The following is a 20,812-nucleotide window of genomic DNA, read 5'->3' on the forward strand; positions in this document are numbered from 1 at the left end:
CCTCCGGAGCCGGATCAGTTGGCGACCACGTTCACGAGTTTCCCGGGCACTACGATCACTTTGTGGACGGTCTTGTCCTCAATGAAGCGCTGGACGTTCTCGTCTGCGAGTGCGAGTGCCTCCAGCTGGTCGCGCTCGGTCTCGGCATCCGCTTGGATGCGCGAGCGCAGCTTGCCGTTGACCTGCACCACCAGCTCGATACGGTCCTGTTTCATCAGCGACTCATCCGCAACGGGCCATTGCGCATCCACCACGGGCGTTTCATGACCCAGTGCCTGCCAGAGTTCGTGGGTGATGTGGGGCGCGACCGGGGCCAGTACCAGAACGGCTGTCTCCAGGACCTCCTGCATTACGGCCTGGTCGCCATTGTTACGGATCTCAAGACGACCGGCATCGTTGAGCAGTTCCATGACAGCGGCGATGGCCGTATTGAAAGTCAGTCGGCGGTTGAAATCGTCTGTGACCTTGGCAATGGTCTGATGGGTTTTGCGGCGTATGGCCTGCTGGTTGTCATCCGCCGCCTCAGGCATGGCCTGGCCGGTGCCGCCCTCAGTGACATGCTGGTGTACCATGCGCCAGAGCCGGCGCAGGAAACGGTGGGCACCTTCCACGCCGCTGTCCGACCACTCAAGGGACTGCTCCGGCGGTGCCGCGAACATCATGAACAGCCGCACCGTATCCGCTCCATGCTCATCGATGATCGCTTGCGGGTCGATGCCATTGTTCTTGGACTTCGACATCTTGGTCACGCCACCGGGGTGGACGGGGTCGCCGTCTGCCTTGAGCGTGGCGCTGATCACGTTGCCCTTGCCGTCATATTCGGCCTCCACATCCTGCGGCGAAAACCATTCTTTGGCGCCGTTGTCCGTCTCCCGGTACCAGGTTTCGGCTAATACCATGCCCTGGCACAGCAGGCGATTGAAGGGCTCGTCGCTGTTGACCAGGCCTACGTCGCGCAGAAGCTTGTGGAAAAAGCGGGCGTAGAGCAGGTGCAGGATAGCGTGTTCAATGCCGCCAATATACTGGTCCACCGGCAGCCAGTAGTTGGCTGCCTCCGGATCCAGCATGCCGTCGTCCTTCCAGGGGCTGCAGAAGCGTGCGAAATACCAGGAGGACTCCATGAACGTGTCGAAGGTGTCCGTCTCGCGGAAAGCGGGCTGGCCGTTGTAGGTGGTTTGGGGCCATTCGGGATCGGTCTTGAGCGGAGACTGGACGCCGTCCATGGTCACATCCTCGGGAAGCGTTACCGGCAGGTCACTTTCGGGCACAGGTGCAGGTTCACCGTTTTCAAGCGTGAGCATGGGGATGGGGGTGCCCCAGTAGCGCTGACGTGAGACCCCCCAATCGCGCAGCCGGTAGTTGGTTTTCCGTTCCCCGATGCCGCGCTTTTCCAGTTGCTCTGCGATGGCAGCAATGGCTTCGTCCGAGCTCATGCCGGTGTAGGGGCCGGAGTTGGCCAGAAGTCCTTTTTCGGTAAAGGCTTGTTCGTAAGTGTCCACGTCGCGGCCATCACTGGGACTGACAACCTGGCGAATCGCAATGCGATACTTACGGGCGAATTCGTGGTCGCGCTCGTCATGGGCCGGTACCGCCATCAAGGCACCGGTGCCGTACTCGTGGAGCACGAAATTGGCGATGTAGACCGGTATGCGCTCGCCGGTAAGCGGATGCAGCGCGTAGAGTTCGGTCTCGATGCCTTTTTTCTCCATGGTCTCCACGTCCGCTGTGGAGGCGACGGTATTGCGGCATTCGGCGACGAAGTCTGCAACCTCCCGCGAGCGCTCAGCGGCTTGCTCCGCAACGGGGTGGCGCGCGGACAGTGCCATGTAGGTGACGCCGTAGAGGGTGTCCGGGCGCGTGGTATAGACTCTCAGGGTCTCTGAGTCGTCCTCCATCTGGAAATCGAGTTCAACGCCTTCCGAGCGCCCGATCCAGTTGCGCTGCATGGCCTTGACCTGTTCCGGCCAGCCTTCAAGCTTATCCAGATCGTCCAGGAGTTCATCGGCGTATTCTGTGATCCTGACGAACCACTGGGGAATCTCTTTCTGTTCCACCACGGCACCGGAGCGCCAGCCGCGGCCATCCACGACCTGTTCATTGGCGAGCACGGTCTGGTCAACCGGATCCCAGTTGACGGTGGCGTTCTTTTTATACACCAGCCCTTTTTCATAGAGTTTGGTGAAGAACCATTGCTCCCACTGGTAATACTCCGGGTCACAGGTGGCGAGCTCCCGGTTCCAGTCGTAGCCAAAGCCCAGGCGTTTGAGCTGGGCTTTCATGTGTTCGATATTCTGTCGCGTCCAGTCAGCCGGCGCGGTGCGGTTGCTGATCGCGGCGTTCTCGGCTGGTAGACCAAAAGCGTCCCAGCCCATGGGCTGGAGTACGTTCTTGCCCTGCATGCGCTGGAAACGCGAGATCACATCACCGATGGTATAGTTTCGCACGTGCCCCATGTGCAGCCTTCCGCTGGGATAGGGGAACATAGATAGGCAGTAGTATTTGGGCTTGCCGGGTACTTCCTGTACCGCGAAGACATCGTTGGATTCCCAGTACTGCTGGGCTTTGCTTTCGACGGCGTCGGGGCGGTAATGCTCTTCCATGGGTTCGGGTGCCTTATCTCTCGGATCAAAATGGCTGTTGCATCGGCAAAGGGCTCATTCTAGCGTAGAGAGAAGGTGACAGGTAGGCATGCCGACCGCCAACCCATTAACAGGAGAAAACCGTGGCCGAACAGCAACGCCCCCGTCTGAGTGACAATGCTGAAAAATCCTACAATCGCATGCTGGAGCGGGTTGAGTCCCGGCTGGCGGCGGTCGAAGAGCGCACTTGGGAGCGCCTTCAGGATGAGATCGAGGAAGCGGTCAAGTTTGAGCAGGACGTAGCGGAACTGACCCGCGAAGAGCTCGATTTACTGGCGGCCTATCTGCGCCGGGATCTTTCCCATCTGCTGGGATTTGTGTCCAACACCGGCGATGGTGTCGCGGAATGGTTGTGGACGGACCTGGAGTGGATCGAGGACTGGCTGGTGGAAAAGCTGTTCTCCATCGCCGATCCCACGCGGCTTGATACGCTGGCGTTGCAGCAGAAGCTGCAGGACAGTGATCCGAGCCACTATTTCGCGGGCGAGCTTGCCATGGCCGGTGTGTTGCGCTGCCTCAACTGCGGCCACCTTCTGACGCTGGCGGAGACGACCCGGCTGGAGCCGTGTGAGCGCTGTGAATCCCATTACTTTGAACGAGTCACGGCTCACACGCCGGATGTGGACCCAACAGCATCCTGATAGCCGCCGTCTTTGATTGATCATGCGAACTATCCTAGGATGAATGCTTCTTATCCAAGTTCATCCTGGGAGGTTCTCGATGTCGGTCGCCTTGACCGTTTTTCTATTGATCATCGCCTTTGTCGTGGGTTCCATGATCTACGTATACCGTTTTCGTGGTCAGCAGCGTTATAAAAGCGTTGGGGAGTACTGGCGAAAAGGCTGGCCGATTTTCAGCCCGCTGAACTGTCTTCTGTATCTGTTCACTAAAAAGCGGGCACGGGCCCCTATCATGGACCGGGAGCAGTTTCCGGAGCTCCAAGTGATTCAGGACAACTGGGAAACCATCCGGCGGGAGGCGGTCAGGCTGTATGATGACCGGGTATTCGATCAGACCAGTGATCCCGACTCCAGCGCTTACTACGATATCGGTTTCCGTACCTTCCAGAAGTATGGCTGGAGCAAGTTCTATCTCAAGTGGTATGGCACCCAGCATAACTCGGCCCAGGCCTCATGCCCTGAAACGCTCAAGATTCTGGATCAGGTGCCCTCTGTGAATGGTGCCATGTTCTCCATTCTGCCGGTGGGCTCGCAGCTGACCCGCCACGCGGACCCTGTCGCATGTTCATTGCGCTATCACCTGGGGCTGTCGACGCCCAATGATGACCGTTGCTACATCAATATTGATGGCACGGATTACTCCTGGCGCGATGGTGAAGATCTGATTTTTGACGAAACCTATCTACACTATGCCCACAACGACGCGAAACAGTACCGACTCATCCTGATGTGTGACGTGGAGCGGCCCACCTGGCTGGTCGGGCGGGTGATCAACGTCTTCTACAAAGGGCTGATGCGCCTGACGGTGGTGCCCAATATGGACGGCGACCAGCGTGGTTTCGCGAACAGTATGTTTGCACGCATCTCGCCAGCCTTGGCGCGGGTGCGGGAATTGAAAAAGACCAACCGGCGCCAGTACAAGGCGATCAAGTATGCCGTGAATACGCTGTTGGCGTTGGCACTGGGCGGTGTCCTGCTGGGCGGTCTGGTATTGATCGACGGACTTGTCGCTTCGGTCGCTTAGGCTGTTTCCGTGCCTCGGCGCTGGCGGCCGAAAACGATCATTACAGCCGCCAGCGTTACGACCGGCCAGGAGCCGGTGGCCATAAAGGGCGTTGAGCCTGACATGGGTTGGATCTCTCCCCTCAAAACATCCCTTTCATAATGTTTGGCCCGGGCACGGATGCGGCCCTCGCGATCCACGATGGAAGTGATACCGTTGTTGGTTCCGCGCAGCAGTTCCCGACCGGTCTCCAGAGCACGCATGCGTGCGATCTGGTGGTGCTGGAACGGACCGAGCGAGCGTCCGAACCAGGCATCATTGCTGACCGTCATGAGAAAGCCGGTGCTCTGCGCGTGCTGGGCTACGAAATCGGCATAGGCAATTTCGTAGCAGATGGCGGGATGGCTGCTGGCATCAGCGATCTGGAGTGGCGACTGGTTCTGCGGGCCTGGCTGGAAAACCGACATGGGCAGACTGAGGAATTCGATGGTGCCGCGCAGCAGCGATTCTAGGGGCACATACTCGCCAAAGGGAACCAGCCGCTGCTTGTGGTATGTGCCCTGTCCGGGGCCCACCGTCATCAGGCTGTTGTGAAAAACCGGCTCCGGGTAGTGTGGGCTGTTGCCGTACCAGGGAATCCCCGTGACCAGGGTGGTTTCGGTGTCAAAGGCGCGGCTTTCCAACGCATCCAGTACCTGCGATGCCTGACCCTGGGTGGCTGGTAGAGCGGTTTCAGGCCACAGGATGAGATCCCTGCCCCAGAGCGGCTCCGTGAGCTGGCGATAGATCCGGATCTGCTTGCGGAGCATTTCCGGGTCCCATTTGTCGTGTTGCGAGATATTGCCCTGGACCGCAGCGACCGAGAGGGGGTCGCCCTGCGGCTTTGTCCATTCGAACAGATTGGCCAGCGGTGCCAGTAGCCAGGGCAGAAGCGCAGCGGCTGTGAGTCCGATAGGAACCCAGCGCGTTGCGCCGCGCCAGTGCTGCCAGGCGGCGATCAGCAGAGCCGCCGTGGCGGCTGTAATGAAGGTGATACCGTGCACGCCCATTACCGGGGCTAGCCCGGCCAGCGGGCCATCGACCTGGGCGGTTCCGGCATAGAGCCAGGGGAAGCCGGTGAGCAGCCAGCCTCGAACCCAGTCCATCAATGTCCAGATCGCAGGGAACAACCACAGGCTGCGAGTGCTGTGGCTGCCAGCCAGCCGCCCCCAGCACCAGAAGGCAATAGCCGGGAACAAAGCCAGGCCCATGGCGAAAAGCAGCGTCATGATCGCGGCCAGGGGGGCAGCCGTCATGCCGTATTCGTTAATGCTCACATAGACCCATGAGGCGCCACTACCGAAAAGGCCCATCCCCAAAAACCAACCGTCGCGAAAAAGGGCTTTGGCGTCGCGGGCGCTGCACATGAGCAGGACCAATCCGAGGGAAGCCAGGGCGGCGGGCCAGAGGTGGAAAGGCGCGAAAGCCAGTGTCTGAAGCGCACCAGCAGCGACCAGTGCGGGAATTCGGAAAAGGCGATTCTGGGTCATGGCGCGTCCGGCGTCATGCGATGGGTTTAACCTGGATCAGGCGGATTTTGCGGTTGTCGGCGTTGAGTACCTTGAACCGGAAGCGGTCGAAGGTGGTGGTCTCGCCCCGCCGTGGCAGCCGCCCGAATTCCCTGAGCATCAGTCCACCAATGGTGTCGAACGCTTCTTCGTCCAGGCCAGTGCCGAAGAATTCGTTGAAGTCCTCGATGGGGGTCTGGGCTTTGACCGCGTAGATGCCGTGCTCGCGCTCGCGGATCCGGTCATCGTCGTCAACATCATGCTCGTCCTCAATATCGCCGACGATCTGTTCCAGAACGTCCTCAATGGTGATGAGTCCTGAGACGCCGCCGTATTCGTCCACCACGATGGCCATGTGGTTACGGTTCTCTTTGAACTCCTTGAGCAGCTGATTGCAACGCTTGCTTTCGGGCACGACTGTGGCCGGACGCAGAATGTCCCGGATACTGTCACGGGTCAGGTTGTTGCGCAGCGCCAGCGGCAGCAGGTCCTTGGCCAGCAGGATGCCGATGATTTCGTCCGAGGTGTCGCCAATGGCCGGAAACCGCGAGTGGGCGGATTCGATGATCTCGTTGATGTAGGAGGAGGGGTCCGCCTCGGCCTTGACTGTGACCATGCGAGAGCGGGGGATCATGATTTCCTCCACACGCATGTCCGTAACCTGCATAGCGCCTTCGATGATGCTCATGGCATCCGAATCGATCAACTGCTGAAATTCGGCGTCGCGTAGTAGACGCAGTAGATCTTCGGGCGTGCGGGGCTCACTGGAGAAGGCCTGGGATAATCGCTCCAGCCAGGAGTTCTTCGTCTGGCCATTGGATGAGTCGTCGCTCATGGGGTCGCTGTCCGAATTCCTGTTCGCGGGTTGCTACCGATAGGGGTCGGGGAAACCAAGTTGTTCGAGAAGACGCACTTCAAGCGCCTCCATGGTTTCCGCCTCGTCGGGGTCCTGATGATCGTAACCCTGCAGGTGAAGCATGCCATGAATCACCAGATGTGCCCAGTGGGCCTCGGACCTTTTGCCCTGTTGCCGGGCTTCGCCTTCGACCACGCCGGCGCAGATGATCAGATCGCCGAGCAGGCTCAGTGAGATACCAGGCGGTGCCTCAAAAGGGAAGGACAGGACGTTGGTGGCGTAATCCTTCCCCCGGTACTGATGGTTCAGCTCACGTCCTTCTGTCTCGTCCACAATGCGCACTGTAACCTCAGTGTTGGCGTCATCCTGCCAGCCGTGCTCCGCCCAGGCCGAAAGGTCTGAATGGGCGGGCAGTTCCGTCTGGTGGGTTGCCAACTGAAGATCGAGGGTCACGAGGCTCATGCGTTACGCTCGTCCCAGTCATCGTAGGCTTCCACGATGCGCTGCACAAGCGGATGGCGGACTACGTCCTCGGCGCCGAAGTAGGTGATGCCAATGCCTTTGACCTCCCGCAGAACCCGCAATGAGTGTTCCAGGCCGGAGTGTTGGCCGCGCGGCAAGTCGATCTGGGTGATGTCGCCGGTGATGATGGCTGTGGAGCCAAAACCGATGCGCGTTAGGAACATTTTCATCTGTTCCCGGGTGGTATTCTGGCTCTCGTCCAGAATGATGAAAGAGTTGTTCAGTGTGCGCCCGCGCATGAACGCCAGGGGTGCGATCTCGATCACGCTGCGCTCGATCAGCTTGTTCACCTGCTCAAAGCCGAGCATTTCGTAAAGCGCGTCGTACAGCGGCTTGAGGTAGGGGTCAACCTTCTGGGATAGATCCCCCGGAAGAAAGCCCAGCTTTTCACCGGCTTCCACCGCCGGGCGTACGAGCATCACCCGCTTGACTTCTTCGGCCTTGAGCGCTTCCACAGCACAGGCCACGGCGAGCCAGGTCTTGCCAGTACCTGCCGGGCCTACACCAAAGTTGATGTCGTGGGTGCGGATGGCGTGCACGTAGCGTTGCTGATTGTCGCCTCTGGGCTGGATTTTCAGTCGCGGCGTATCGATGACCTGCTGGGCGCCGTCGTAGCCACTGGTCTCGGGCAGGCGTTCGAAGCCGGATTCGCGGATGAACAGGTGCACCGTGTCCGGACTGATGTCATCGCCGGCTTCGGTTTCGCGGTAGAGATGCTTGAGCACCTCCATCGCCGCTGTCGCCGCTTCGCCATCACCGGTAACCCGGAAGGAATGCCCGCGATAACCGATGCGTACGCCCATGCGCTTCTCGATGTGTTTGAGGTGTTCGTCGAACTGGCCGCAGAGGGCGGCCAGGCGGTCGGTATCTGCGGGTTCCAGCTGGAATTCGCGGGTGTCGGCGCTCAAGCGGGCCTCGGCTCAGTAACGGTTGGCATCTATCATGACGCCACGCAGGGAATTCGGCAATGCCTCGGTGATCTCCACGTCCACGAAGGAGCCGATCACGCCGGGTACGTCAGTACGGAAGTTGACCACCCGATTGTTCTCGGTACGGCCCTGGTACTCGCCCGGATCCTTCTTGGAGACGCCCGTGACCAGAATGCGCTGGGTACTGCCGACCATGCGGCGGCTGATCTCCTGCGCCTGCTGGTTGATGCGGTCCTGCAGGATTGCCAGACGTTCTTTCTTGACGCTTTCCGGGGTGTCGTCCGCAAGGTCCGCGGCCGGGGTGCCGGGGCGGGCGCTGTAGACAAAGCTGAAAGAGACATCGAAACCGACGTCGTTGATCAGCTTCATGGTGTCTTCAAAGTCTTTCTCCGTTTCGCCCGGAAAACCGATGATGAAATCCGAGGACAGACTCAACTGAGGACGGATGCGGCGCAGCTTGCGGATCTTGGACTTGTACTCCAGGGCCGTGTGGCCGCGCTTCATCAGTGCCAGGATCCGGTCCGAACCGGCCTGGACCGGAAGGTGCAGGTGGCTGACCAGCTCCGGTACCTGTTCGTAGACGTTGATCAGTGCGTCCGAGAACTCGACTGGGTGGGAGGTGGTGAAGCGGATGCGGTCAATGCCGTCGATGTCCGCCACCCAGGTGATCAGCTCGGCCAGGTCCATGGTGTCGCCATCCAGGGTCTCGCCGTCGTAGGCATTGACGTTCTGGCCCAGAAGATTCACCTCTCGCACCCCCTGGCGGGCCAGGTCCCGGACCTCTTCAAGCACGTCCTCAACCGGCCGACTTAGTTCCTCACCCCGGGTGTAAGGCACCACGCAGAAGGAGCAGTATTTGCTGCAGCCTTCCATGATGGAGACAAAGGCGGTGGGACCATTAACACCAGGGCCGGGGAGTTCGTCGAACTTCTCGATCTGGGGAAAACTGACGTCCACCACGCCAACGCCGCCATCACTGTCGGCCTTGGTGATCATCTCGGGCAGCCGGTGCAGCGTCTGGGGGCCAAAGACCATGTCCACGTACGGCGCCCGGTCGAGGATCGCCTGACCTTCCTGGCTGGCAACGCAGCCGCCAACGCCGATGATGGCGTCCGGGTTGTCCTTCTTCAGTTTTTTCCAGCGGCCCAGCTGGTCGAAAACCTTTTCCTGGGCTTTTTCACGGATGGAACAGGTGTTGAGCAGCAGGATGTCCGCATCGTTGGCGGTATCGGTTAGCTCCACCTCGTGACTCTCGCGCAGGAGGTCGATCATGCGCGATGAGTCGTATTCGTTCATCTGGCAGCCGTGGGTCTTGATGAAGAGCTTTTTTCCCATGGTTGGCGGCGTTCTGTCTGGTTGGAAGATCGTCGATTATAACGCCTGCGGTCTGGTTCTGTCACAAACCAAAAGCTCAGTCGGAGGCGTCATCCAGATAACTCTGGAGCTGTTCCTTGAGGCTGCGGGGGACCTGGGTGATGATGAGGGCATCCCGGTCGCGGTCGTAGTGCACCGCCTGGTTCACCAGATCGGAAGAGAACGACAGGCTCAGCCCGTTGCCCTTGCCGGCAATCCGCACCAGTTTTTTCACCTTGCGTCGATCGGGATGCAGCACCTGATCTGGCCCCAATGCCTGGGATTCGGCCACGTGCTCGGCAAACCGCTCCGGCTGGCTGTCGTCGATGTAGCTGGAAAGGGCCGAGAGGGGCACTGGCTCGCCCAGTGCCTCCTGCTCATTACAGAATTCGAACGCCTTGTGGCGCACGGCGTGGGCGTGATCCGGCTCCGACTGCTGCTGGGCGAAGGACTCCACCGCCTCCAGGAAGGTCCGGGTCTCGGCCTCCACGTCCACCTCCTGCTGGAAGCCCACCAGGCGCGCGAAACACTTGCCGATCTCGCCTGTTCCGCGACCCTGGAGCACCGTCAGGTAGTTCTCCGAGCCCTGTTCGCCGCGCCAGTCCGCCAACTCCACGCGCGCCGCCAGGTTCAGGCGGGAGCGGCTGATGGTCTCGGTAGGGGCGAGTTCAAGGTTGGCGTCCAGAGTAAAGAGCGGGTCCATCTCCAGAGCGAAGAGGTACAGCACTTCGCCGTCGGCCAGGGACTCATGGACGACGAGCAGTGGGCGTTCGGGGTCGGTGTCCGCGCGGGTGATCTCGTCCTGCCACTGGCTCAGGAGCTGGTTGGTAAAGGCCTCAAACCCCTGATGCTCGTCGAGGTAGTCGCCCAGCCAACCCCGGATGGGATGGCTGCCGATATCATCCGAAAAACGGCCATAAGCCTTGCCGGGGCGACTGTTGAACAGTTTCTTGAGCTGGCGGTGCAGGGCCTCATAATCACCACCCGGCTCGGCCATGGCCGAGCCGGCCACGACATGAGTCGGTTGACCACCGCCGGGCAACGAGGCCCGCATCAGCCGAAGTTGGCGGATCGCCATCGGTCAGCCCTGCAGCCGCTTTTCCCGACGCAGCGTCTGCAGCAGCTCCTGGACGGCCTTGCTGATGCCGGCGTCGTCGTCGGCATTGACGCTGTAGTCCGCAGGGGTGCCACTGACGCCGGCCGTTACTACGATCAGGCCTTGATTGTAGAGTACCTCGGCCATGCTGCCGCGATCCTCTTCCGAATCCGTGTTGGTGTTATCCAGCACGATGCCGGTTTTGCCCATATCGAACAGGCTGCGCTGTAGTGCTGTTGCCAGCTTGTCCGCTGCCTCGCCACCGCAGTCGATGACCAGCGGCTTCTGGTCCAGCCGGCGCTGCCATTCATCGGTGGTAACCGGGTTCATAAGACCTTCGGCATCGCTGGCGGTGCTCTTGATCATGCCCGCGCCAATGGTGATGTTGGTCAGCCGGTCGATGATGATGAAAGCGCCTGTTGAGCCACAGTTCGGGTAGGGGTCAAAAGCCAGCGGATGGCTGACCGCGAACTCGCACAGGCCGATCTCGTTCAGCGCGAGCTCAGTGCCCTGCTGCTGCTCCAGAGTGTTGACGTCCGTCTTGTAGTGCACCCGGCGCATGGCCCCGGAGGTATAACGTGGTCCCTGCTTGATGTCGTACTGGCGGCCCGGGGTCAGCGGGTCGTCGATCATCCACACCACATTGGCGTTGAAGGCAGTGGCCACCTCGGGCATGTTGCCAGCGTGCACCAGCATATCACCGCGGCTGATGTCGATCTCGTCCTTCAGTGTGAGGGTGACGGCCTGGTCGATATGGGCTGCCTCCTGATCCCCTTCAAAGGTGACGACACGGTCAACGCGGGTGGAGCGCCCTGATGGCAGGGCAACCACTTCATCGTCAGGCTTCACTACGCCACTTGCGATGGTGCCGCAGAAGCCCCGGAAGTCGAGGTTGGGCCTGTTCACATACTGCACGGGGAACCGCAAATGCTCGAAGTCCTTGTCACGGGAGATTGGCACGGTTTCCAGAACCTGCATCATGGGCTGGCCTTCGAACCAGGGCATGTTGTCGCTGGGATGGACGACGTTGTCGCCCTCAAGTGCCGAAATCGGAACGAAACGCACGTCCTCCAGGCCGAGATTACCGCAGAAGTGCTGGTATTCTTCTCTGATCTCGTTAAAACGCTGCTCGCTGTAGTCGACCAGGTCCATTTTATTGATGGCGACGACCACATGCTTGATGCCAAGCAGTGAGGCCAGGAAGGAGTGGCGCTTGGTCTGGGTCAGTACGCCTTGGCGGGCGTCGATCAGGATGACGGCGAGCTGCGCGTTCGAGGCACCGGTGGCCATGTTGCGCGTGTACTGCTCATGGCCGGGCGTGTCGGCCATGATGAATTTGCGCTTGGCCGTCGAGAAGTAGCGATAGGCCACATCAATGGTGATCCCCTGTTCCCGCTCCGCCTGCAGGCCGTCGACGAGCAGTGACAGGTCCAGTTTTTCGCCGGTGGAGCCCACTTTGGAGCTGTCGGACTCCAGTGCGGCCAGCTGATCCTCGTAGATCATGCTGGTGTCGTGCAGCAGCCGGCCGATGAGGGTACTCTTGCCGTCGTCCACACTGCCGCAGGTCAGCAGCCGCAGAAGCTCTTTCTGTTCGTGCTGCTTGAGATAGGCATTGATGTCGGTGCCGATCAGGTCTGACTGATGTGACATGGATCTTTTCTCCGAAAAACCGGGTTGGGCTCGCGCTTAGAAGTAGCCTTCTTGTTTCTTCTTCTCCATGGAGCCGGCGCTGTCGTGGTCGATGACCCGGCCCTGGCGCTCAGAGCTGCGTGTGAGCAGCATCTCCTGGATGATCTCGGGCAGGGTGTCCGCCTCGGACTCGATGGCGCCGGTCAGCGGGTAGCAGCCCAGAGTGCGGAAGCGCACGGATTTCATTTCAGGCTTCTCGCCCGGTTCCAGCGGCATGCGGTCGTCGTCGACCATGATCAGGGTGCCGTCACGTTCGACGACAGGCCGCGGCTTGGAGAAGTAGAGCGGCACGATTTCGATATTCTCAAGATGGATATACTGCCAGACGTCCAGCTCGGTCCAGTTGGACAGCGGGAATACGCGGATACTCTCGCCCTTGTTGATCTGGCCGTTGTAGATATTCCACAGCTCCGGGCGCTGGTTCTTTGGGTCCCAGCGGTGGTTTTCATCCCGGAAGGAGTAGACGCGCTCCTTGGCTCGGGATTTCTCCTCGTCCCGGCGGGCGCCGCCGAAAGCCGCGTCGAACTTATACTTCTCCAGCGCCTGTTTGAGCGACTGAGTCTTCATGACGTCAGTGTGTTTGGCACTGCCGTGGCTGAAGGGGCCGATGCCCTGATTCACGCCTTCCTCGTTGATGTGGACGATCATATCGAGGTCGTACTTTTCGGCCATCCGATCCCGGAATTCAATCATTTCCTTGAATTTCCAGGTGGTGTCCACGTGCAGCATGGGGAAAGGGATCCGACCGGGCCAGAAGGCCTTGCGGGCCAGATGGAGCATCACTGAGGAGTCTTTGCCGATGGAGTAGAGCATGGCCGGGTTGTCAAACTCGGCCGCTACTTCCCGCATGATGTGGATGCTTTCCGCTTCCAGCTGTTTGAGGTGCGTGAGATTGTATTGGGTCATCGCGCTCTGTACCGCTGTTGACTCGGAATGGAACCGGTTCTTATAAAAACCGGCCTCAACTGAACTGCGGATTATACCAGAGCATTGGGTGGGGTAAGAAGGGTGGTGGCGTCAGATGCTCGCGGCAAGCTGTTTGTTGATGTAGTGATCGAGGTGCGTGTCGCTATCATCCTCGAATTCCGCGAAAGACATGCCCACATTGAACGAGTCCCGGGAAACCCGGCGTACGGTGACCACGTCGCACCGGGCCCGGATACAGATGCTGCCGGCCTCGCCGGGAACGCTGAACGTCAGGTGCACCGGGATGGCCATGTGTGGTGCAACGGGTTTGCCGTTGGGTACGAGCCGCTCAAGAATCGCCGACGCGCATTCAATATGGAGGCCGGATCGTGACAGGTTGTTGATGGTGCACTCGGGTAGGAGATCTCCGTCCTGCTCAAGTGACGCTGCCAGGTGAACCGGAATGCGGTGATAGTGACGCAGATTGGGTCGCCCGTTGAAGCCCGCCAAAGAGGACCGTGCCGCCATGAGCCATTCCTGATTTACGTGATTTGACTTGCAGCATAGGCCCTGTATGCGGAATGTACAAACCTCAGTAAGGCATTGATATGCCTTGCCTGACGCGGAATGCAGCCGCCTAATCGGTAGTGGTGAGCCGCTGCTGCAGGATGTCGTTCACCTGGGCCGGGTTAGCCTTGCCCTGGGAGGCTTTCATGACCTGTCCGACCAGAGCATTGAACTTCTTTTTCTGTTTCTTGGCCACGTCCTCGCCCAGATAATCGTCAATCATGGCCTGGTTTTCAGCCAGAACCTGGTCTACCAGGGCTTCGATCTCACTGCTGTCGGAAACCTGCTTCAGCCCCTGCTGTTCAATGATCTCATCAGGGTTGCCTTCGCCTTTCCATAGAGCCTCAAATACCTGTTTGGCGAGCTTGCCGGAGATCGTGCCGTCCTGGACACGCAGGATCAGGGTGGCCAGATCGTTGGCGCTGACCGGGCAGTCCTGGATTTCGATTTCGTGCTGGTTCATCAGGCGGGCGAGTTCGCCCATGATCCAGTTGGCCGCCTGGCGGGCATCACCGCTGCTGCGGGCAACCTGCTCGAAGTAATTGGCCAGTGTCTGGCTCTGGACCAGGGGTGCGGCCTCTCCTGTGCTCAGGTCGTAGTCACTGACAAAACGCGCCTGTTTGGTGTCCGGTAGCTCCGGAAGTTCGTCGCGGATGCGGTTGATAGTGTCGTCGTCGATCACCACCGGTAGCAGGTCGGGGTCTGGGAAGTAGCGGTAGTCGTTGGCGAATTCCTTGGTACGCATGGAGCGGGTTTCGTCCCGCTCCGCGTCGTACAGGCGGGTTTCCTGTTCTACATCGCCGCCGTCCTCGATCAGCTCGGTCTGGCGTTCCACTTCGGCATTGATGGCCTTCTCCACGAAGCGGAAGGAGTTGACGTTTTTGATTTCGGTGCGGGTGCCGAATTCGGTCTGCCCCTTGGGACGGACAGAGACGTTGCAGTCGCAGCGCATGGAGCCCTGGGACATGTTGCCGTCTGAGATGCCGAGGTAGGTGACGATGGCGTGGATTTTCCGCAGGTAGGCAGCGGCTTCCTCGGCGCTGCGCATGTCCGGTTCGGAGACGATCTCAAGCAGGGGCGTGCCGGCGCGGTTGAGGTCGATACCGGACTGGCCCTGAAAGTCTTCGTGCAGGGATTTGCCGGCATCTTCCTCGAGGTGGGCGTGCTCGATGCCAATGGTGCGCTCACTGCCGTCGGACAGGTTCACGCTGACTTCCCCCTTGCCCACGATGGGGTGGTACATCTGGCTGATCTGGTAGCCCTTGGGCAGGTCGGCGTAGAAGTAGTTCTTGCGGTCGAAGACGGACCGGTGCGCGATGTCGGCATTGACGGCGAGGCCGAACTGAACGGCCATGCGCACGGCGTCTTCATTGAGCACGGGGAGCATGCCGGGCATGGCCAGGTCGACGGCGCTGGCCTGGGCGTTGGGTTCGGCGCCGAAGGCGGTGCTGGCGCCGGAGAAGATCTTGGACTGGGTGGCGAGCTGTACGTGGACTTCCAGCCCGATCACGGTTTCCCATTGCATGATGTTGTCTGCTCCCGCGGAGTTGTATCTAGCCTGCTGGTTGGTTGCGGGCATGAGTGCGGGGCGCCTTAACAGGAATCGCTATGAATCCATCCATGGACGCTGCGCGATCGCCATCCCTGGCGATCGAGCTTCCTGTAAAGGCGCCCCACACCCATGCCTTTGGCCGCCCAGCTGTCATCAATCTGTCAGTAACTTTACGCCTTCTGGCTATGCCAGTAGTAGGCCAAGCAAATACCTCAGACGCTGTTCGGCGCCACCTGCTGATGCCAGTCCGTCACTTGCTGGAAGCGATGGGCGGCATTCAGCATCCGGGCTTCGTCAAAATAGTTGCCGATGATCTGCAGTCCGACCGGCAGGTCGTTGACCATGCCGCCGGGGATGGACATGGCCGGCAGGCCTGCGAGGTTGGAGGCAATGGTGAACACGTCCTCCAGGTACATGTTGATCGGGTCGTCAGTCTTGTCGCCCTGAGCGAAGGCCGGTGAGGGCGATGTGGGGCCCATGATCAGGTCGACTTCGCTGAAGGCGTCGGTGAAGTCCTGCTGGATCAGGCGCCGGACTTTCTGGGCCTTGAGGTAGTAGGCGTCAAAGAAACCGGCCGAAAGGGCGTAGGTGCCGACCAGGATGCGGCGTTTGACTTCTTCGCCGAAGCCTTCGGAGCGCGAACGCAGGTAGAGGTCGTTGAGGTCCTGCGGGTTTTCGCAGCGGTGGCCGTAGCGAACACCGTCAAAGCGTGAGAGGTTGGCGGAAGCTTCGGCGGGCGCGATCACGTAGTAGGCGGCCACAGCCAGGTGCGAGTGGGGCAGGCTGATCTCTTTGACCGTGGCCCCGAGTTTCTCGTATTCGCTGATGGCGTTGCGGACCTGTTCCGCCATCTCCGGTGACAGCGTATCGGAGAAGTACTCCTTCGGCAGGCCGATGCGCAGACCGCCCAGGTCGCTCTCCAGATTATCGGTGTAGTCCGGCACTTCGCGGTCCAGGCTGGTGGAGTCCTTGGGATCGAAGCCGGCCATGGTGTTGAGCATCAGGGCGGCATCCCGGGCATCGTGCGTGAGGGTGCCGGCCTGGTCGAGGCTGGAGGCGAAAGCAATGATGCCGTAGCGGGAGATGCGGCCGTAAGTGGGCTTGAGGCCTGTGAGGCCGCACAGCGCCGCGGGCTGGCGGATTGAGCCGCCAGTGTCGGTCGCGGTGGCGGCGGGCACCAGGCGTGCGGCTACGGCCGCAGCGGAGCCGCCGGAGGAGCCGCCGGGTACGAGGCCCTCGCCCCAAGGGTTGGTCACTGGGCCGAAATAGCTGGTCTCATTGGAGGAGCCCATGGCGAACTCGTCCATGTTGGCCTTGCCTACACAGACAGCGCCGGCGTCGTCCAATTTCTGGGCCACTGTCGAGTTATAGGGCGGCGCGAAGTTATCGAGCATATGCGAGCCGCAGGTGGTAAGCAGGTCTTCGGTGCAGAAGATGTCCTTGTGTGCGAAAGGGATGCCTGTCAGCGGGCCTGCGTTGCCGTCGGCGCGGGCCTGGTCGGCGGCGCGTGCCTGTTCCAGCGCGCGTTCCTCAGCAACGGTGACGAAGCTGTTGTAGTTGTCGTCATGGGCCCGGATACGCTCAAGGGTTTCACGGGTCAGGGCTTCACTGGTGGTTTCACCCGTTTGAAGTGCCTGTGCCAGTTCTGAGAGGGTTCTGGTGTGCATCCGGCGCTTACTCCACTACCCGCGGTACCAGGTAAAGTCCGTCCTGTGTTTCCGGAGCTACGGCCTGGAACCGTTCGCGCTGATTGGTTTCGGTGACTTCATCCGGGCGCAGTCGCTGGGTGGCATCCAGTGGGTGCGCCATGGGGGTGATGCCGTCGGTGTCCGCGGCCTGGAGCTGGCCGACCATGCTCAGGATATCGCTCAGTTTGTTCTCAAGCGCTTCCTTATCGGATTCCTCGAGCTGGATGCGGGCCAGCCAGGCTACCTGTTCGATTTTGTCTCTGGAAATGCTCATGCCGTTTCCTTCCCGTCAGAGCGCGCGATGATAGCAGATCAGGTCGCATTCTGAACCCCGGAACCTCATAGCGGAATCCTGATGCGTAGGTTGCCGCCACCGAAACCGGGCTCGTGGAGTTCCACAGAGGGGTTAAGGGTGAGCCGAGGACCGTTCTTGCCCTGCGGCGCCCAGCTGAACGGCAGGGATGCTTTGATGTAGTTGCCGTCATGATCTGAGTATCGCTGTTTAAGCCCATTGAGTGAGTAACCGTTCACGTGGGCGACAAACAGCTCCGGGGAGAACTGCCATTCGGGGGAAAGTGACTGCCCGAAGCCTATGAAGGCCAAGTATTCGTCCCGGTCGGAAAGTTGCCGTGCGTCTCCAATGAGTTGGCCGCTTTCAGCCAGGCTGAGGAATTCGCCACCCAGGCGCCAGCGTTCAACACGGCCGCCAGCATAAGTCAGGATTGCGCGGCTGCGCCAGACACGGCGTTCCATACTGGCGGATGCGCTGCTGGATAGGCCGTTCTGGTGCCGATCAGTAAAAGCGCCTTCTATGAGCCAGCGTACACTCGCATCTTTGTTGAATCGGTGCTGGAGGCTGAATCCGCCCTGGGCTGACTCCTCCCGGAACAGGCTGTCCCTTGAGGGGATCTCCAGCTCGGTTTCCGGGCTGAGGCTGATGTAGCCTTTAAGAGAAGTGACATCGGAGGCGTGCCATTGGGCGGCACTGAACAATGTTCTGGGCGTGTCGGCGTAGTGGGCTTCATTTTGTTTTTCATTGAACACGTAGTCAGGCATGACCAGGGCCACTCGCACGGCGTTGCCATGGCGATCCTGCCAGCCAAGTTCCGGCTGCAGGTCAATACGGGCTTTGTCACCCTGCGCATCGGCCATGAGTCTTGCCTGGATGCCGCCTCCGGGATGGATGCCGAACCCCACCAGGTTGCGCGAATAGCGTCCGTCGTAGTCTTCGGTTCGCCGGAAGCGGTACTGGAAGTCGACAGTGCCCTTGCGGTCGAAGCGTTGGGTGGCCCTCGCGCTGGCATCAAGAAAGAGTTCATCAGAGCGGGAGCTGCCGCCCACACCTTCAATGTGATCCTGAGGTAGAGGATGTGAGCGGTACTCTGCAGGTGTTGAGGCGAAGCTGCTGCGGTGAATGAAACTTTCGTCATTGTACTGAAAAGTCCGGCTTTCCAGAACGCGCTCCTGGCGGAACGGCTGGGGCTCCATGGCCAGGGTGTTGCCCCAGAAGGCGTGACCAGTGAGCGGTAGCACCCACAGCAGCAGTGCTGAGAGCCCAGCGCAGGAAGCTTGCGCACGTCTGTGAGAAAGCGCCGTGATATTCATGGCCTCCTGACCCAAGGTCAAAAATGCATTATTCCATTGGTTGCTGATGGGTAACAATGCGGGGTGTCTTGCCTGAACCCCCCGCCACTGCTAAAGTTCCGGCATCCAAGAGGTTTCGCCACGGAAACGGCAGGCGAGGCCGGCCATCGAATCCGTAAAGCCAGGTTGAAACAGCACTGATGCTCAAGAAACTCAGAGGCGCGTTCTCCAGCGATCTTTCCATTGATCTGGGAACCGCCAACACGCTCATCTTTGTCCGTGGTCGGGGGATCATACTGGATGAGCCTTCCGTCGTTGCCGTAAGTACCTCCAACGGCCAGAAGAAAGTAGCGGCTGTCGGCAGCGAGGCCAAGCGTATGCTGGGCCGTACACCGGGCAATATAACGGCCATACGTCCGCTTAAGGACGGTGTGATCGCGGATTTTGTGGTCACCGAAAAGATGCTCCAGCATTTCATTCACAAAGTCCATGAGAACAGTTTCATCACTCCGAGCCCGCGGGTTCTGGTCTGTGTGCCGAGTAAAAGCACTCAGGTGGAGCGCAAGGCCATCCGGGAGTCCGCTTTGGGTGCTGGTGCACGGGAAGTGTTCCTGATTGAGGAGCCCATGGCGGCGGCGATTGGTGCCGGGCTGCCGGTAGAAGAAGCCAGTGGTTCCATGATCGTGGATATCGGCGGCGGTACCACCGAGATTGCCATCATCTCGCTGAATGGCATTGTTTACGCGGAGTCGGTGCGAGTTGGTGGCGACAGATTCGATGAAGCCATTGTGACCTATGTCCGTCGTAACTATGGGAGTTTGATCGGGGATTCCACAGCCGAGCGCATCAAGCATGAGGTCGGCTGCGCCTATGAAGGGCTTGAGGTGCGCGAGATCGATGTGCGTGGACGCAATCTCGCCGAAGGGGTTCCGCGCCAGTTCACCCTTAACAGCAATGAGATTCTGGAAGCACTTCAGGAGTCGCTTGCGCAGATCGTGCAGACCGTTAAGAGCGCGCTCGAGCAGTCACCCCCCGAACTTGCCTCCGACATTGCCGAGCGCGGGATTGTTCTGACCGGCGGCGGAGCACTGCTACGCGGGCTTGAGACCCTGATCAGTGAGGAAACCGGGCTGCCTGTAGTGGTGGCGGAAGACCCGTTGACCTGTGTGGCTCGAGGCGGCGGCAAAGCGCTGGAGCGCATCGACCGGAGCGGCGCAACCATGTTCTCCGAGGACGACTGACGCGCCGTTATCGGTTCCGGTTGAACTGCAGGTACTGCCGCTGTCGTTCCGGTGCCAGCGGCGGCTGTCGTTGTGAACAGGGGGCGCTTCATCAACACGCTTTTCACCCAAGGCCCACTCATTGGTTCCAGGCTGGTGCTGGTGGTGCTTCTTTCCGGAGCGCTCATCGGCATGGATCTGTATCTCCCCTATGGTGACCGTGTGCGCAGCTGGCTTATGACCGGGCTTACGCCGGTGTACTGGTTGGGGAATGCGCCGGACCGTGTCATCGAATGGGGAAGCGATCTCACCACCAGTCGCTCTGACCTGCTGCAGAAGAATAAGGCGCTGGAATCCCGGCTTCTGGTGCTGGAGCGCCGGGCCCAGCGCTATACCGCACTTGCTGCCGAGAATGCCCGTTTGCGGGAACTGCTTAACGCCTCCGAGAAGCTCGATGATCGGGTTCTGGTTGCGGATGTGATTGGCGTGACACCGGATCCTCTGACCCATGAGATCATTCTGAACAGGGGCGAAACCGACGGTTTGACCGAGGGGCAGGCGGTCCTCGATGCTCATGGGCTGATGGGGCAGATCGTTCATACCAGTGCCTATTCCTCCCGGGCTATCCTGATCTCGGATGACAGCCACGCGGTTCCCGTCGAGGTCAACCGCAATGGGCTGCGCGCGATCATGCTCGGAACCGGTGAGCGTGGTCGTATGGAACTGGCGCATGTGCCGGATACCGCCGACATCGAGGTGGGCGACTTGCTGGTCAGCTCCGGTCTTGGCGGGCGCTTCCCGCAGGGATATCCAGTAGCACGGATCAGCAGTCTTGAGCATGATCCAGGCGAGCCATTTGCCCGGGTGGAGGCGCGGCCCCTGGCCAAGCTCGATAGCAGCAGCCTTGTTCTGGTGGTCTTCAGTGGCGGCGCAGCGACAGGATCCGCCATGGAACCGGAGTCGGCCAGGGAGGAGGACTGA

18 protein-coding genes are annotated in these 20,812 nt (G+C 60.2%); 4 read left to right on the forward strand and 14 right to left on the reverse strand.

What is annotated here, in order from left to right; all coding sequences use genetic code 11:
* Nucleotides 1-14 precede the first annotated feature (14 nt).
* A complete protein-coding gene (gene leuS / locus AAF659_RS00930; protein ID WP_349749819.1) occupies nucleotides 15-2,600 on the reverse strand; it encodes a leucine--tRNA ligase in 2,586 nt (861 codons plus the stop codon).
* 122 nt (nucleotides 2,601-2,722) lie between these two features.
* Here leuS and AAF659_RS00935 point away from each other — a divergent pair, with 122 nt between their 5' ends.
* Entirely contained in the window at nucleotides 2,723-3,280 is a 558-nt protein-coding gene (locus AAF659_RS00935; protein WP_349749820.1) for a zinc ribbon-containing protein, read from the forward strand.
* A 79-nt stretch (nucleotides 3,281-3,359) separates the two neighbouring features.
* The gene (locus tag AAF659_RS00940) at nucleotides 3,360-4,343 is read left to right on the forward strand and encodes an aspartyl/asparaginyl beta-hydroxylase domain-containing protein (RefSeq protein ID WP_349749821.1); all 984 of its coding nucleotides are present in this window, start codon (nucleotides 3,360-3,362) and stop codon (nucleotides 4,341-4,343) included.
* Here the strand turns inward: AAF659_RS00940 and lnt are convergent.
* The 13 genes from lnt to AAF659_RS01005 form a co-directional block, all read right to left on the reverse strand.
* Nucleotides 4,340-5,851 carry an apolipoprotein N-acyltransferase gene (lnt, locus tag AAF659_RS00945; RefSeq protein WP_349749822.1) on the reverse strand — a complete coding sequence of 504 codons (1,512 nt, stop codon included), beginning with the start codon at nucleotides 5,849-5,851 and terminating at the stop codon, nucleotides 4,340-4,342. The genes AAF659_RS00940 and lnt overlap by 4 nt on opposite strands.
* 13 nt (nucleotides 5,852-5,864) lie before the next feature.
* Nucleotides 5,865-6,704 (reverse strand): CorC family transporter, encoded by an 840-nt coding sequence (locus tag AAF659_RS00950; RefSeq protein ID WP_349749823.1) that lies wholly within the window; start codon nucleotides 6,702-6,704, stop codon nucleotides 5,865-5,867.
* A gap of 33 nt (nucleotides 6,705-6,737) precedes the next feature.
* A complete protein-coding gene (gene ybeY / locus AAF659_RS00955; protein ID WP_349749824.1) occupies nucleotides 6,738-7,187 on the reverse strand; it encodes an rRNA maturation RNase YbeY in 450 nt (149 codons plus the stop codon).
* The gene (locus tag AAF659_RS00960) at nucleotides 7,184-8,155 is read right to left on the reverse strand and encodes a PhoH family protein (protein WP_349749825.1); all 972 of its coding nucleotides are present in this window, start codon (nucleotides 8,153-8,155) and stop codon (nucleotides 7,184-7,186) included. The genes ybeY and AAF659_RS00960 overlap by 4 nt, the downstream gene beginning before the upstream one ends.
* 12 nt (nucleotides 8,156-8,167) lie before the next feature.
* Nucleotides 8,168-9,511 carry a tRNA (N6-isopentenyl adenosine(37)-C2)-methylthiotransferase MiaB gene (miaB, locus tag AAF659_RS00965; RefSeq protein ID WP_349749826.1) on the reverse strand — a complete coding sequence of 448 codons (1,344 nt, stop codon included), beginning with the start codon at nucleotides 9,509-9,511 and terminating at the stop codon, nucleotides 8,168-8,170.
* Between the two features lie 76 nt (nucleotides 9,512-9,587).
* Entirely contained in the window at nucleotides 9,588-10,607 is a 1,020-nt protein-coding gene (locus tag AAF659_RS00970) for a nucleoid-associated protein (RefSeq protein ID WP_349749827.1), read from the reverse strand.
* 3 nt (nucleotides 10,608-10,610) lie between these two features.
* Nucleotides 10,611-12,275 carry a sulfate adenylyltransferase subunit CysN gene (cysN, locus tag AAF659_RS00975; RefSeq protein ID WP_349749828.1) on the reverse strand — a complete coding sequence of 555 codons (1,665 nt, stop codon included), beginning with the start codon at nucleotides 12,273-12,275 and terminating at the stop codon, nucleotides 10,611-10,613.
* Between the two features lie 36 nt (nucleotides 12,276-12,311).
* On the reverse strand, nucleotides 12,312-13,295 hold the full coding sequence (cysD, locus tag AAF659_RS00980; protein ID WP_502949192.1) for a sulfate adenylyltransferase subunit CysD: 984 nt from the start codon (nucleotides 13,293-13,295) through the stop codon (nucleotides 12,312-12,314).
* Between the two features lie 36 nt (nucleotides 13,296-13,331).
* Entirely contained in the window at nucleotides 13,332-13,748 is a 417-nt protein-coding gene (locus AAF659_RS00985; RefSeq protein ID WP_349749829.1) for a PilZ domain-containing protein, read from the reverse strand.
* Between the two features lie 109 nt (nucleotides 13,749-13,857).
* Nucleotides 13,858-15,312 (reverse strand): Asp-tRNA(Asn)/Glu-tRNA(Gln) amidotransferase subunit GatB, encoded by a 1,455-nt coding sequence (gatB, locus tag AAF659_RS00990; protein ID WP_349749830.1) that lies wholly within the window; start codon nucleotides 15,310-15,312, stop codon nucleotides 13,858-13,860.
* A 239-nt stretch (nucleotides 15,313-15,551) separates the two neighbouring features.
* Nucleotides 15,552-17,006: an Asp-tRNA(Asn)/Glu-tRNA(Gln) amidotransferase subunit GatA gene (gene gatA / locus AAF659_RS00995; RefSeq protein ID WP_349749831.1), complete on the reverse strand. Its 1,455-nt coding sequence runs from the start codon at nucleotides 17,004-17,006 to the stop codon at nucleotides 15,552-15,554.
* Between the two features lie 7 nt (nucleotides 17,007-17,013).
* Nucleotides 17,014-17,301, reverse strand: coding sequence for an Asp-tRNA(Asn)/Glu-tRNA(Gln) amidotransferase subunit GatC (gene gatC, locus AAF659_RS01000; protein ID WP_349749832.1), 288 nt, complete (start codon nucleotides 17,299-17,301; stop codon nucleotides 17,014-17,016).
* 65 nt (nucleotides 17,302-17,366) lie between these two features.
* Nucleotides 17,367-18,632 (reverse strand): hypothetical protein, encoded by a 1,266-nt coding sequence (locus AAF659_RS01005; protein ID WP_349749833.1) that lies wholly within the window; start codon nucleotides 18,630-18,632, stop codon nucleotides 17,367-17,369.
* Between the two features lie 179 nt (nucleotides 18,633-18,811).
* Between AAF659_RS01005 and AAF659_RS01010 the strand changes: the two genes are divergently transcribed.
* On the forward strand, nucleotides 18,812-19,852 hold the full coding sequence (locus AAF659_RS01010) for a rod shape-determining protein (RefSeq protein ID WP_349749834.1): 1,041 nt from the start codon (nucleotides 18,812-18,814) through the stop codon (nucleotides 19,850-19,852).
* 72 nt (nucleotides 19,853-19,924) lie between these two features.
* Nucleotides 19,925-20,812 carry a rod shape-determining protein MreC gene (gene mreC / locus AAF659_RS01015; RefSeq protein ID WP_349749835.1) on the forward strand — a complete coding sequence of 296 codons (888 nt, stop codon included), beginning with the start codon at nucleotides 19,925-19,927 and terminating at the stop codon, nucleotides 20,810-20,812.

This window comes from Salicola sp. Rm-C-2C1-2 (assembly GCF_040196175.1).
Taxonomy (GTDB): domain Bacteria; phylum Pseudomonadota; class Gammaproteobacteria; order Pseudomonadales; family Oleiphilaceae; genus Halospina.

Coding starts and splice junctions, on each gene's coding strand:
- leuS (WP_349749819.1), bottom strand. CDS start 2,600: ATGGAAGAGCATTACCGCCCCGACGCCGTCGAAAGCAAAGCCCAGCAG.
- AAF659_RS00940 (WP_349749821.1), top strand. CDS start 3,360: ATGTCGGTCGCCTTGACCGTTTTTCTATTGATCATCGCCTTTGTCGTG.
- lnt (WP_349749822.1), bottom strand. CDS start 5,851: ATGACCCAGAATCGCCTTTTCCGAATTCCCGCACTGGTCGCTGCTGGT.
- AAF659_RS00950 (WP_349749823.1), bottom strand. CDS start 6,704: ATGAGCGACGACTCATCCAATGGCCAGACGAAGAACTCCTGGCTGGAG.
- ybeY (WP_349749824.1), bottom strand. CDS start 7,187: ATGAGCCTCGTGACCCTCGATCTTCAGTTGGCAACCCACCAGACGGAA.
- miaB (WP_349749826.1), bottom strand. CDS start 9,511: ATGGGAAAAAAGCTCTTCATCAAGACCCACGGCTGCCAGATGAACGAA.
- AAF659_RS00970 (WP_349749827.1), bottom strand. CDS start 10,607: ATGGCGATCCGCCAACTTCGGCTGATGCGGGCCTCGTTGCCCGGCGGT.
- cysN (WP_349749828.1), bottom strand. CDS start 12,275: ATGTCACATCAGTCAGACCTGATCGGCACCGACATCAATGCCTATCTC.
- AAF659_RS00985 (WP_349749829.1), bottom strand. CDS start 13,748: ATGGCGGCACGGTCCTCTTTGGCGGGCTTCAACGGGCGACCCAATCTG.
- gatB (WP_349749830.1), bottom strand. CDS start 15,312: ATGCAATGGGAAACCGTGATCGGGCTGGAAGTCCACGTACAGCTCGCC.
- gatA (WP_349749831.1), bottom strand. CDS start 17,006: ATGCACACCAGAACCCTCTCAGAACTGGCACAGGCACTTCAAACGGGT.
- gatC (WP_349749832.1), bottom strand. CDS start 17,301: ATGAGCATTTCCAGAGACAAAATCGAACAGGTAGCCTGGCTGGCCCGC.
- AAF659_RS01005 (WP_349749833.1), bottom strand. CDS start 18,632: ATGAATATCACGGCGCTTTCTCACAGACGTGCGCAAGCTTCCTGCGCT.
- AAF659_RS01010 (WP_349749834.1), top strand. CDS start 18,812: ATGCTCAAGAAACTCAGAGGCGCGTTCTCCAGCGATCTTTCCATTGAT.